The following is a 12210-nucleotide window of genomic DNA, read 5'->3' as shown; positions in this document are numbered from 1 at the left end:
ATTTTTAGTTTACATTTGAATCTTTTCGGGTGTTAAATAATGCAAAATGATAAAATGAAAAATCTCTAATGAAATTTTGATTTTGAAAAAATGCGATTTATAATACTAGATCCCAAAATATGGATTCTTTTATATACTGCTGCGCCTAGATTAGAAAGAAAATGTTTTGTGGGAACAATAGAAACTAATTTATGACAATATAGTAAAACATTAAGTACAAAAGATTCTTGGATAATGATAACAAAAAAATTATCTGATAAGAATATTAAATTTCAGATTCTAAATCCTCCAATACAAATAAAATTTTGTCATACTCAAACCCGCGACTGATGAGATATTTGATGGTTTTGGACTTTTTTTGATATTCCTTCAAACCATGTTGTCTGGAGGAATAATCTTGATAAATTTTCTTGATGGTTTTTTGGTAATCCTCTTCATGAATTTCGTCAAAGCATTTGTTAATCAGCTTTTCAGTTATACCTTTCTGTTTCAGGTGGATTTTGATTTTGGTTTTCCCCCAATGTTTAATATAAAATTTCCCACGGATATAACTACGGGTGAACCGCTCTTCGTTGAGATAGTTTTCTTTTAATAAATAAAGATAGATTTCTTCTTTTGCTTCTTCAATTAATAAGAATTCTCTCATCTTCTGCTCCACATCTGCATGGCATCGGTCTTGGTAAACGCAGTAGTTTACAAGTTTTTGTTTGATTTCCTGAAATGTGTAGGATTTTATCAAGAGTTGAGATTTGAGATTCGAATTTTGATTTATAATATTGCTTTTTTGTTTTATAAGTAATACAAAAGGTGCAAAAAAACTCTGCACCTTTCCTTATATCTAGCTGCTAAAAGCATGAAGCTAATATCCAAAAGCTTTTTTAGTAATTGAAAAGTGCATTACCTTCCATTAATTCGTTTACTTTTTTTCTAACTGAAGAAATTACTTCTTCGTTTTTGATATTGTCAACTACTTGAGAAACTAATTCTGCGATGGTTTCCATATCGTTTTCTTTTAAGCCTCTGGTAGTGATGGCTGCCGTTCCGAATCTAATTCCTGAGGTTGTAAACGGAGATTTATCATCAAAAGGGACCATGTTTTTATTACAGGTGATATCTGCTAAAACCAATGCTTTTTCAGTTTCTTTTCCATTTACTCCTTTATTTCTAAGATCTACCAGCATCAAGTGGTTGTCTGTTCCACCGCTAACGATTTCAAAACCTCTGTCAATCATAGATTTAGACAAAGCTCTTGCATTAGATTGAACTTGCTTTGCATAGATTTCAAACTTAGTATCTAAAGCTTCTGCAAAAGCAATTGCTTTTCCTGCAATCACATGTTCCAGAGGGCCTCCCTGAATTCCTGGGAAAACTGCTCCGTCAAGCACCTGGCTCATCATTTTGATATCTCCTTTTGGAGTTTTGTGACCATAAGTATTTTCGAAATCTTTGCCCATCATGATCATTCCACCTCTTGGTCCTCTTAAGGTTTTGTGAGTGGTTGTAGTTACAACATGGCAGTGTTCAAATGGATTATTCAAAAGACCTTTTGCTACCAAACCTGCTGGGTGAGCTATGTCTGCCCAAAGTGTAGCTCCGATTTCGTCTGCCACTTCTCTAAATTTAGCATAATCTAAATCTCTTGAATAGGCTGAGAAACCAGCGATAAGCATTTTTGGTTTTTCTCTCAATGCCACTTCTCTCATTTGGTCATAATCAATTAAACCTGTTTCTTTCTGAACACCGTAAGAAACTACATTGTATTGAATTCCTGAGAAATTTACTGCTGAGCCGTGTGTAAGATGACCTCCCATCGAAAGATCCATCCCCATAATTTTGTCTCCTGGTTTCAGGACAGCCAAATAAATTGCAGCATTGGCTTGAGATCCTGAATGGGGCTGAACATTTACATAATCTACTCCAAAAAGTTCTTTGGCTCTGTTGATGGCCAAAGTTTCAACTTCATCTACCACTTCGCAACCTCCGTAATATCTTTTTCCTGGATACCCTTCTGCATATTTGTTTGTTAAAACACTACCCATTGCTTTCATCACATTCTCAGAAACGAAATTTTCTGATGCGATAAGCTCGATACCATGCGTTTGTCTCTTTCTTTCTTTTTCGATTAGGTCAAAAATAATGTCCATTTACTTTTTAAGTTTTAGATTTCTATTGCAAAAATAAGGAATTTTAAGTAAGATTTAAAATAATAATGAAACATTGATTTCAACTGTACTTGTTTTGCATTTCGTTATAAATTAAATAAGTAAAGTTGAGAGAAAGACTATGGTTAAATAAATTAAAATTGATTTCTGTATTTTTTTAAGAATTCATTAGCGTCATTTCTTTGCTATTTTTAAGTGCATTAAAAAATAGAGTTGAATAATGAATACGTTTTTAAGATAGGCACTGGCTTTAGATTTTTCAAAGAAATACCTTTGATTAAAATAGTAAATGGGTTGATATGAATCTAAATTTAGAAAAACAATTCCTTACAAGCAATCATTCGTGTTAAATAGTACCACAAAAAAAGTCCTGCGAAATAAATCACAGAACTCTTAGACTAATTAACTATAGAAATTTTTATTTTAAAGTAAATTTTACTTTGGTAAGAATATTATCTGATGAATTACCTATTTGAGCTTCAAAGTCTCCCGGCTCGGCAACCCAAGAGTGTTTTTGAGCATCGAAGAAACTGAGGGCTTCATTGTCAATAGTAAAAGTAACTTCTTTTTCTTCGCCAGGGCTCAAAAATACTTTTTCAAAGCCTTTTAATTCTTTTTCAGGTCTTAAAACTGAGCATTTTTTGTCTGAAATATAAAGTTGAATTACTTCTGCACCCTCTTTTTTACCGGTATTTTTAACTTTTACAGTGAAACTAATTTTCTCATTTTGAGAAATCGTTTTTTTATCAGCACTTACTTTACTAAATTGAAATGTTGTATAGCTTAAACCATGACCAAAACTGAATAATGGTTTAATTTTTTTGGTATCATGCCATCTGTATCCCACCAAAATACTCTCATTATAAGTAATATTGATTGGATTTTTTTGATCTTTTCCTTTTCCGGCAGCCAGTTCTTCTTTATTCCCCGGATATTCGCCTAGTTTGTGAGCTGAATTATCTTCTAATTTCACGGGAAAAGTGAATGGTAATTTCCCTGAAGGATTGGCATCCCCTGCCAAAACTGCTGCTATAGAATTACCCGCTTCAGAACCAAGATACCAAGCCTGAACGATTGTAGGAACTTCTTTTATCCACGGCATTGCAACAGCATTACCGGAAACCAAAACTACGGCAAGATTTTTATTGGCTTTTGACAAAGCAGAAATTACCTCATCCTGATTATACGGCAATCCGTAGCTTTTCCTATCATTTCCTTCACTGTCTTGAAAATCAGCTTTGTTTAAACCTCCCACAAAAATTACATATTCTGAATTTTTTGCTAATTCTATAGCTTCTTTTAAAATTTCCTCTGCTGAACGATTGTCTTTTAAATCTTGACCAGATTTTACACCATTATATTCTCCTCCCACATCACCTACGTACCCTCTTGCATACTGAACCTCAGCATTTTGCCCAAATCGCTTTTTAATTCCCTCCAATGGAGAAGTTTCGTATTTTACCTTTAAGGAAGAAGATCCACCGCCTACAGTCATTACTTTGATGGCATTTTCACCAATTACAGCAATTTTTTTTGCTGTGCTCATATTAATAGGAAGAATATTCTTATCATTTTTAAGCAATACAATTCCTTCTTCGCCAATTTCTTTTGCTACAGCTTTATGTTCTGCAGAAGCGACGTTTCCGAAAGGTTTATTTCTGTTTAAAGTAGTTTTATATGCCAGATTTAGAATTCTGGTGACTTTATCATCTAATTCTGTAGTTCCTATTTTTCCTTCTTTAATCATTTTCAAATAAGGATGAGCCAAATAATAATTGTCGTAAGCATTTGACGTTCCGGCAGAAAGACCGTTTGTCCAGCTTCCGAATTCCAGATCGAGACCGTTTTTAATAGCCTGCTCGGTACTGTTGACAGCGCCCCAATCTGAAACCACTACTCCTTTATAGTTCCATTCTTTTTTAAGAATATCATTTAAAAGATATTGATTTTGGCTGGCGTACTGATTTTTATACATATCATAAGCACCCATTATCGTCCAAGAATCTCCTTCTGTAACTGCGGCTTTGAATGCTGGAAGATAAATTTCGTACAAAGCACGGTCATCCATAATTACATTGCTTGTATGCCTAAACATTTCTTGATTGTTGATTGCAAAATGCTTAACAGAAGTTGCTACACCATTTGATTGTACTCCTTTTATATAAGGAACGACCATTTTTGAACTTAAATACGGATCTTCGCCCATGTATTCAAAATTTCTTCCGTTGAGAGGAGTTCTGTAAATATTGACACCTGGGCCCAAAAGAATATCTTTTTTTCTGTATCGGGCTTCTTCACCTAGCGCTTTGCCATAATTCCAAGACATATTTTTGTTCCAGGTAGCAGAAAGAGCTGTGAGAGCGGGATATGCGATTATTGAATCATTCGTCCAGCCTGCTTGGTCCCATTCGTCCCATAGTACTTCTGGTCTTACGCCGTGAGGCCCGTCGGTTGTCCAAAATTCTGGAATTCCCAAACGAGGAACCCCGGGAGAACTGAATTTTGATTGTGCGTGAAGCATTGCCACTTTTTCTTCTAGAGTCATTCTAGAGAGTGCATCTTTCACTCTTTGCTCAACGGGTTTTGAATCATCTAGATAAATAGGTATCGTTGTGTTCTGCGAAAATGCGGAAGATGAAAGTAGTATTGAAAAACTAAATAGAGCAGCTTTTTTTATCATAAACTTTTAGTTTGAATTGGTAACAAAATTAAGAAAATAAAAATTCATTACCTCAAAATGAGACAATGAATTTTTGAAATATTTAATTTTCGCAAAAGAGGTTTATGGATTTCTAAAATTTTGAAATTTATCTGAGGTAAAAATTTTAATGATGAAAAGATTAACTCCAGAAAACTCTAAAAAAGAACTACTCTGATTATACAGTTTTAATAAGATTTGAGGTGTATGATTTGCTGGAATGCACCAATAATCGTAAATTTAATTACTGCAAGAAGTATAAGGATAGCGAGTTTAATTTTTCTTTTTAATAAAAATTAAAAATCTCTTTAAAAATTACTTCAAAGAGATTTTGTTATTATTTGCTATCAAGATTTCAGTCTATTGGTTCCCACAATTGTATTTTATTGTTTTCTAAATCTAAAATATGTACAAATTTCCCATAATCATAGGTTTGAATTTCATCGAGAATTTCTACATTTTCTTTTTTGAGTTGTTCAACTAATAATTCGATATTTTCTACTCTGTAATTGATCATAAAATCTTTTTGTGAAGGCTCAAAATACGTTGTATCGTCTTCAAAGGGCGTCCATTGGGTTGTTCCTGTATTTCCAGATTCTTTGTCTTTCCATTGAAAACTAACTCCGTAAGGACTTATTTCTAATCCTAAGTTTTTCTTATACCAATTATTTACAGCATTCTTGTCTTTAGTTTTAAAAAATATTCCGCCGATGCCTGTAACTTTTTTCATTTTTCTTTATAATCAATTTAATATTGAAACAAAACGCTACCCCAAGTAAACCCGCTTCCAAAAGCAGAAAGAAGCACCAAATCTCCTCTTTTTATTTTGCCTAATTCTATTGCTTCACTCAACGCAATAGGAATAGAAGCTGCGGTTGTATTTCCGTATTTTTGGATGTTATTGTGAATTTTTTCATCCGGTAAACCAAATTTCTGTTGTACAAACTGAGCAATTCTAAGATTTGCTTGATGCGGAATAAACATATCTAAATCTTCTATTGTTTTGCCTGCTTTATCCAAAGCTTCCTGCATCGTTTCTGGAAATCTTGTAACAGCGTGTTTGAAAACAAAATTTCCGTTCATAATAGGATATACTTCTTTATTGGTCACATTTTCGGGTTCTTTTCTCATCCTGTCGCTCCACCCGTATTTTGATCCCGGAAACTGCGTGCACAATTCATCGGCATATTTCCCTTCAGAATGCATATTCATCGCCAAAATATCACCTGCATTTTCATCTTCAGTTGCAGAAAGTACAATCGCTCCCGCTCCATCGCCGAAGATTACAGAAACTCCTCTTCCTTCATCCGAAAAATCTAGTCCGAAAGAATGAACCTCAGCTCCTACAACCAAAATATTTTTGTACGTTCCAGATTTAATGAAAGCATTGGCAACACTCATCGCATACACAAAACCCGAACACTGGTTTCTCACATCCAAAGCTCCGATGGTATCGCAACCCAACATATCTTGAAGCAAAACACCGCAACCAGGAAAATAATAATCCGGAGATAAAGTTGCAAAAACAATATAATCGATATCTTTTGCGGTTAAACCAGCGTTTTGTAATGCTTTTTCAGAAGCTTTAAAACCAAGAAAAGCTGTGGTTTCTTGGGCGTCATTTCTGTTGAGTCTATGTCTTCGTTCTTTGATACCTGTTCGCTCTGTAATCCACTCATCATTAGTGGTCATTAATTTTGCTAAATCATCATTGGTGACAACATGATCCGGAACGTGAAATCCGATCCCTTTTATTGTACTTTTAATCATATAGTTTGTTTAATTTTGGTAAAGATAAAACTTTATTTTACACATCGTTTTTTAAAATTTATAGTATTTTTACTTTATGCCTATTACTACAATTTACAATGATTCGGGATGCGAATGGATAGACGTAGAAGCCCCTACGGACGAAGATATGAAGTACCTTCATGAAAGATATAAAATCAATAATCTCCTTTTGGAAGACACATTAGACCCCAATCACTTACCCAAATATGAGGAAGACGGAAATGTGAAATTTTTTCTCCTGCGAGAGAGTACAGAGCTCGAACGTAAAAACCTCAACACCATCAGCGACATTAGTACCAAAATAGGAATTTTTCTTTTGGAAAAAACCATCATTACGGTTCACAGAATGAAGGCTAAAAGTATTACCGAAACAAGAAAAGCACTTACCGCAAATACACATGATACAAAACCACAGAAAATTGCGCTCATGATTTCTTTGGTTATTATGAAAACTTTTGATGATGAAGCCATCAGTCTTTTTGAAACAATGGATAATATAGAAAACGAAATTTTTCTTAAAAACACCAATCATACCACGCAAATTAGAAGATTGTATAAACTGAAAAGAAAATCTGGTTTAAATTCTAGGGTTTTAACGATTTCAAACGACGCCATTGATAAGTTTAAATTGTTGGATTTGGAAGATTCTGAAGTAGTCGATTTAAAGGATAAACAAAAAGATGTGGTTGCCGATTTTGATCATTTAAATATTCAGATTACCAACTTAATTTCGATGTTTCTGGCATTGTCTGATCAAAAAGCCAATCAGGTAATGAAAGTTTTGGCTATTTATTCAGTTTATTTTCTACCAATCACATTTATTGCCGGTTTATACGGAATGAACTTCGACAATATGCCGGAACTGCATACAAAACACGGGTATTTTTATACGATTGGTTTGATGTGTGTGATTGTAATTTGTACGTTTATTTATGCGAGGAGAAAGCAGTGGTAATAATTTTATTAGTTGTTTAATCAATCAACAGATATGTAAGTAGATATAAACATTAAATCAAACAGGTTTTGCAGATAAAGCAGATTTTTTCAATAATTAATCTGCCAAATTAGCGGAATCAGCGAGGGTAAAAATATAAATTTTATTTAACGCAAATCAAAAACAAAACACCAAACCAAAATTATGAAAACCGAAATCCTTCAAAAAATCCTTGAGGACGAAACTCTTTCTCAGGAATCAAAAGAAAAGCTTAACGCTTTGCATGAAAACATTTCCAAGAAAGAATTCTCTGATATTCTCGATGCAGAAGGCAATCAATATATCGAATTTGTACAGGAAGGTGGTGGCGTTTGGGGAAGCGCACTGGTTGGCTATATGTATGCACTTGAAATCTTCGGAATCCGATTTCTGAAAGTGGCAGGAACGAGCGCAGGAGCCATCAACACTATGCTTATTGCAGCCTGCAAAACCAAAGAAAAAGCAAAAGGTGAAGTCATTAAAGACATTCTTTTCAACTGGGATTTTTCAGATTTCATGGATGGTAAATCGTATGTGAGGACGACCATTCATGCGATGCTCAACAATAAAAATTTCATTAAAATCAATGTGATTATTATTGCTGTAGTGATGTTGATTCTTGTTGCGCTGCCGTTTATCATTTCATCCGAAACAATTCTTAATGCAAAACTTTTATTTTTAGTTCCGTTAATTCCTATTATCATTGGGTTTTTCTTTTTTAAAAAGTTTTATAATGATTTCAGGAAAAGCAACAGCGGACTCAATCCCGGAAATGTTTTCCTTAATCAAATGACCAATGTGATGAACGGATTCGGAATTAAAACCGTAGCCGAACTCAATGAGAAATTTATTCAGAAAGAAGACAAAATGAATCTCAATTACCGATACGGAAACAATTCTGAATTTTACCAAAATGCATTAAGAGGTATTGAAGAAATTAAAAATAACAATCTCGAACACATTGACGAAACAAGATACCGCCTATTTTTTGAAAGTGCCGAAAACAATGATTATTATAAGAACAATCCTTTTTATCAGCTTAAAACTGAATATATTGTTATCACCACAGATATCAACGCCAAAATAAAAGTTGAATTACCAACGATGGCGAATCTCTATTGGTCGGAAGAAGAACTGAAACACATTAGTCCTGCTGAGTTTGTGCGGGCTTCGATGTCTGTTCCTTTCTTTTTTGAACCGATGCAAAAGCTCATCAACAAAGACGATGACTCCGTAAAATATGCTTGGAAATTCTGGATGAATACTACAAAAGAAGACATTTATCCTGTCGGGATTTTTATTGATGGCGGTACACTTTCCAATTTCCCGATTGATCTTTTTCACATGAATGATATTTTTTATCCGAGACTTCCTCTGTTTGGTGTACAACTGACCAGCGACTCAGAAATTTTAGGCGAAAAAGGAAAAACGAGTGAACAAATAATGAAAACTCCCCTATCCTACGCCGGAAATATCTTAGGAACTTTAAAAGGTTTCAATGATAAAACCTTTTTAACAAAATACTCTTTTTACAATCTTTACAGCATCAAAACCGTCAACTGCGGAACGAGCAGCTGGCTTAATTTCTTTATGAAAAGAGAAGAAAAAGAACAGCTCTTCAACGCCGGATTTGTCTCCGCTCTAGATTTCCTTAATCAATTTGACTGGGCAAAATATAAGTGTGAAAGAATGATGGTTGCCATGAAAGATAAAAAGATATTGAAGGAGGAGGATACGAAGACGGTGGGGTGAGTAGTCTATTTATAACTATAGAAATTGATAAGAATGCAAAAAAAGAAGAAGCAACATTATGTTTGGAAAGAATATTTAAAAAATTGGTCAATAAATAATTATATAAATACAATTTTACTAAGGAAAAATTTAGAAACAAAAGTCAATCTTGTAAATACTTCGCTGGAAAATTATTTCTATACAGTTCCTAATTATTCGGACCAAGACTTTTTAGAGATTTTACAAATAGTAGATGACCACGCAAGCGAATATTCACGACCACAAATAATTCAAATCATTTCTGCAATTTATAAAAATTCCAATTTATCAAAACACTTTGAATCAACTGTTCAAGACTTTGCTGAATTGGAAAGAATTAATATGATTGAGGATTTTTTCACTAATATTGAAGAGTTAGGTAAAAAATTGATTAGATCAAATTCCGTTCAGCAAATAATAGAATTATTAAAAAATGATGCTGAATATAGTGATGCATTATTTTTTATTAGTTTTCAATATGTTAGAACCAAAAAAATGAAAGAAAATGTATTAAAAGGTATTAGGGAGAGTAACTTTTATAAAGAAAAGTATTGGCTCATTTTTCAAATAATATACGGTTTTGAAATTGGTATAGGACTTTCCATTAGAAAAAAAATTAAATTAAATTTTTTAGTCAGTAAATCTGATTATAATTTTATAACTTCTGATAATCCAATTTTTAATTTCTTAGAAAATGATAAAAACGAAGATGGTGCGGTGAAAGACATGGAGCTTTACTATCCTTTAAATCCTAAAATAGCTTTGATTATATCATCAAGTGATAAAAATGAAATAGAAGAAACAATCATTAATGAAATTGATATTGAAAATCTCAATCGAAAAGTTTATAATAATGCTTTAGAAAATATTTATTTTTTTGAAAGTACTGACGTAGTCAATTTATAATACTATCTTATAATACAGATAAAAAATGATAAATATCCTTGAGCGTTAAATTAATAAAATCCCATGACCACAAAAATAAACCTCAGAGAATCTCTCAACCTACCCAACTCAGAGACAACCACTCCCGCAGAAATATTTCAAAACGAAACATTGCGTCCTATTTTAAAGCTACAGAACGACCTTTATCTTTCATTGTTTACCAACTATGCATTGCGACAAAAAGCAGATTTCACTACGTTATCGCCTTTTAAAAAGCAAACGTTTATAGAACAGAGTCTGCAAAAAGATGCTGTGCTGAAAAACACGTTCATTGGAATGACCATCGGGATGTTTACTTTGGAGGAATTAGAGGTCTATCAGTCTGACAGTAAAGTCTTTAATAAAAGAATTGTCACAATGTTGATCGAGAGACTGAAAAGTAAAATGAAATAAACCTCGCTGCTCATTTTGTAATTATTTGAATAGTGTTTAGCCAAGCTTCTTTTACATAAAAAAATTGATGATCCATAATCTGCCATAATTGAAAACATTTTGTATTTCTTCTTTGAGTTTAGGCTTTTGTGTAAGTAAAAAGCGGTCAAGATTTAAAATTCTTTTTTTCTCTTTACTATAAATTATACATTGTGACAAATAGCTGATATTCCAAAAAAAAAATTAACATGAAACAAGCTAGCTACCGTATATTTATTTAAGCGGTCAAAAAAAAACTTGATAATACACTCTAAATGAGTAATACTTTTAATTTTTGGTTTAGTATGTTTGTAGAAAATAGATTGTGATAAACACAAATATTAATTTTAATTTTAAAATAAAAACTAAACAACCTAAAATTTAAACAAAATGAAAAGAATCTTAATCTTGTTATTTGTAGCTCTTGCTGTAAATTTTTCATACGGCCAAAGTGTAAAAGACACATTAAAGTGGCTCAATAAAAACACCAAAAAAGCAAAAAATGTTACCGGATCAGACAGTGTTTATGGCGGTACTTTAGAATTCACAAAAGAAAATATTCGTGTTTACACGAAAGAAAATCAAACCATCCTTGATTGGAGTAAAATTTATGAGATCATTGTAACAACATATTCGGAAAAGAAAAAACATATATCGATAGATATGGCAGACAACACTCACATTAATTTTGAATGCGAAAAATGTGTAGAAACGGCGCAAAAAATCGCATATGTTTCTGATGCTTTTGGAGGCAAAGCCAACCTTTTTACAAGAGATATGAGTAAACTAACAAGTGAAGATATTTTTGGAAAATAAAGATTAAAAATTTCAAAAAAGCATCTTACCAATAAAATCGCACAAATAGAAATTTTGTGCGATTTTTTTAATCTCTACTCCACATAGGATCACAGTTCAAAATCTCTTCATTCACCACACAATCTTCTGCATGAGCACCTTTCAGAAACCCGATGCTCATTAGAAATTCATTCACGATTTCTCCACCTGTGAATTTGAATGTTTTTTTGAAGATCTTCATCCATTCCTGTAAATCTTTTGGATGATGATGTTCTAGCCATTTTTCAAATGATCCGAATTCTTTTTGAAGTTCGATAATGGTTTTGGCATTTTCTATAGCGGCGTTTACTTTCAGTTTATTTCTGATGATTCCGGGATCGTTGAGCAATCTCTCACGGTCATCCACGGTGTAATTGGCAACTTTTTGAATATCAAAATTATCATACGCTTTTCTGAAACCTTCTTCTTTTTTCAAGATCGTTTCCCAGCTCAAACCTGCCTGATTGATTTCCATGATTAATCTTCCAAACAATTCATTATCATCATGAATCGGAAAACCGTAATGATTATCATGGTAGTTTTTGTGCAGCTCTTTTCTGCTTTCGGGCTGCATATTTTCTATGGCTGAACAATAACTCATGTGAATAGTTTTTCTGTTTTGGTTA

11 protein-coding genes are annotated in these 12210 nt (G+C 33.0%); 5 read left to right on the top strand and 6 right to left on the bottom strand.

Annotation, left to right across the window (positions count from 1 at the left end; all coding sequences use genetic code 11):
* Nucleotides 1–265: 265 nt before the first annotated feature.
* The 5 genes from BW939_RS08840 to BW939_RS08820 all read right to left on the bottom strand — a co-directional run bounded on the left by BW939_RS08840 (nucleotide 266) and on the right by BW939_RS08820 (nucleotide 6630).
* Complete coding sequence (locus BW939_RS08840) at nucleotides 266–739, bottom strand: regulatory protein RecX (protein ID WP_076451679.1); 474 nt, start codon at nucleotides 737–739, stop codon at nucleotides 266–268.
* A gap of 139 nt (nucleotides 740–878) precedes the next feature.
* Nucleotides 879–2144, bottom strand: a complete 1266-nt coding sequence (glyA, locus tag BW939_RS08835) for a serine hydroxymethyltransferase (protein ID WP_076451664.1) — start codon at nucleotides 2142–2144, stop codon at nucleotides 879–881.
* Nucleotides 2145–2580: 436 nt separating this feature from the next.
* Nucleotides 2581–4842: a glycoside hydrolase family 3 C-terminal domain-containing protein gene (locus BW939_RS08830; protein WP_076451663.1), complete on the bottom strand. Its 2262-nt coding sequence runs from the start codon at nucleotides 4840–4842 to the stop codon at nucleotides 2581–2583.
* Nucleotides 4843–5215: 373 nt separating this feature from the next.
* The gene (locus tag BW939_RS08825; RefSeq protein WP_076451662.1) at nucleotides 5216–5590 is read right to left on the bottom strand and encodes a VOC family protein; all 375 of its coding nucleotides are present in this window, start codon (nucleotides 5588–5590) and stop codon (nucleotides 5216–5218) included.
* Nucleotides 5591–5607: 17 nt separating this feature from the next.
* A complete protein-coding gene (locus BW939_RS08820; RefSeq protein ID WP_076451661.1) occupies nucleotides 5608–6630 on the bottom strand; it encodes a 3-oxoacyl-ACP synthase III family protein in 1023 nt (340 codons plus the stop codon).
* A 76-nt stretch (nucleotides 6631–6706) separates the two neighbouring features.
* Here BW939_RS08820 and BW939_RS08815 point away from each other — a divergent pair, with 76 nt between their 5' ends.
* The 5 genes from BW939_RS08815 to BW939_RS08795 all read left to right on the top strand — a co-directional run bounded on the left by BW939_RS08815 (nucleotide 6707) and on the right by BW939_RS08795 (nucleotide 11566).
* On the top strand, nucleotides 6707–7606 hold the full coding sequence (locus tag BW939_RS08815; RefSeq protein ID WP_076451660.1) for a magnesium transporter CorA family protein: 900 nt from the start codon (nucleotides 6707–6709) through the stop codon (nucleotides 7604–7606).
* A gap of 183 nt (nucleotides 7607–7789) precedes the next feature.
* Nucleotides 7790–9376, top strand: coding sequence for a patatin-like phospholipase family protein (locus BW939_RS08810; protein ID WP_076451659.1), 1587 nt, complete (start codon nucleotides 7790–7792; stop codon nucleotides 9374–9376).
* Between the two features lie 33 nt (nucleotides 9377–9409).
* Nucleotides 9410–10300 carry a DUF4238 domain-containing protein gene (locus BW939_RS08805; RefSeq protein ID WP_076451658.1) on the top strand — a complete coding sequence of 297 codons (891 nt, stop codon included), beginning with the start codon at nucleotides 9410–9412 and terminating at the stop codon, nucleotides 10298–10300.
* Between the two features lie 63 nt (nucleotides 10301–10363).
* On the top strand, nucleotides 10364–10732 hold the full coding sequence (locus tag BW939_RS08800) for a hypothetical protein (protein ID WP_076451657.1): 369 nt from the start codon (nucleotides 10364–10366) through the stop codon (nucleotides 10730–10732).
* A gap of 408 nt (nucleotides 10733–11140) precedes the next feature.
* A complete protein-coding gene (locus BW939_RS08795; RefSeq protein ID WP_076451656.1) occupies nucleotides 11141–11566 on the top strand; it encodes a hypothetical protein in 426 nt (141 codons plus the stop codon).
* Nucleotides 11567–11633: 67 nt separating this feature from the next.
* Here BW939_RS08795 and BW939_RS08790 read toward each other — a convergent pair whose 3' ends face one another.
* Nucleotides 11634–12185, bottom strand: coding sequence for a DNA-3-methyladenine glycosylase I (locus BW939_RS08790; RefSeq protein ID WP_076451655.1), 552 nt, complete (start codon nucleotides 12183–12185; stop codon nucleotides 11634–11636).
* Nucleotides 12186–12210: the final 25 nt, after the last annotated feature.

It is taken from the genome of Chryseobacterium piscicola, from assembly GCF_900156685.1.
Taxonomy (GTDB): Bacteria; Bacteroidota; Bacteroidia; order Flavobacteriales; family Weeksellaceae; genus Chryseobacterium; species Chryseobacterium piscicola.
This window is presented reverse-complemented; position numbering and strand designations above follow the sequence as displayed.

Coding starts and splice junctions, on each gene's coding strand:
- glyA (WP_076451664.1), bottom strand. CDS start 2,144: ATGGACATTATTTTTGACCTAATCGAAAAAGAAAGAAAGAGACAAACG.
- BW939_RS08830 (WP_076451663.1), bottom strand. CDS start 4,842: ATGATAAAAAAAGCTGCTCTATTTAGTTTTTCAATACTACTTTCATCT.
- BW939_RS08825 (WP_076451662.1), bottom strand. CDS start 5,590: ATGAAAAAAGTTACAGGCATCGGCGGAATATTTTTTAAAACTAAAGAC.
- BW939_RS08820 (WP_076451661.1), bottom strand. CDS start 6,630: ATGATTAAAAGTACAATAAAAGGGATCGGATTTCACGTTCCGGATCAT.
- BW939_RS08815 (WP_076451660.1), top strand. CDS start 6,707: ATGCCTATTACTACAATTTACAATGATTCGGGATGCGAATGGATAGAC.
- BW939_RS08810 (WP_076451659.1), top strand. CDS start 7,790: ATGAAAACCGAAATCCTTCAAAAAATCCTTGAGGACGAAACTCTTTCT.
- BW939_RS08805 (WP_076451658.1), top strand. CDS start 9,410: ATGCAAAAAAAGAAGAAGCAACATTATGTTTGGAAAGAATATTTAAAA.
- BW939_RS08800 (WP_076451657.1), top strand. CDS start 10,364: ATGACCACAAAAATAAACCTCAGAGAATCTCTCAACCTACCCAACTCA.
- BW939_RS08795 (WP_076451656.1), top strand. CDS start 11,141: ATGAAAAGAATCTTAATCTTGTTATTTGTAGCTCTTGCTGTAAATTTT.
- BW939_RS08790 (WP_076451655.1), bottom strand. CDS start 12,185: ATGAGTTATTGTTCAGCCATAGAAAATATGCAGCCCGAAAGCAGAAAA.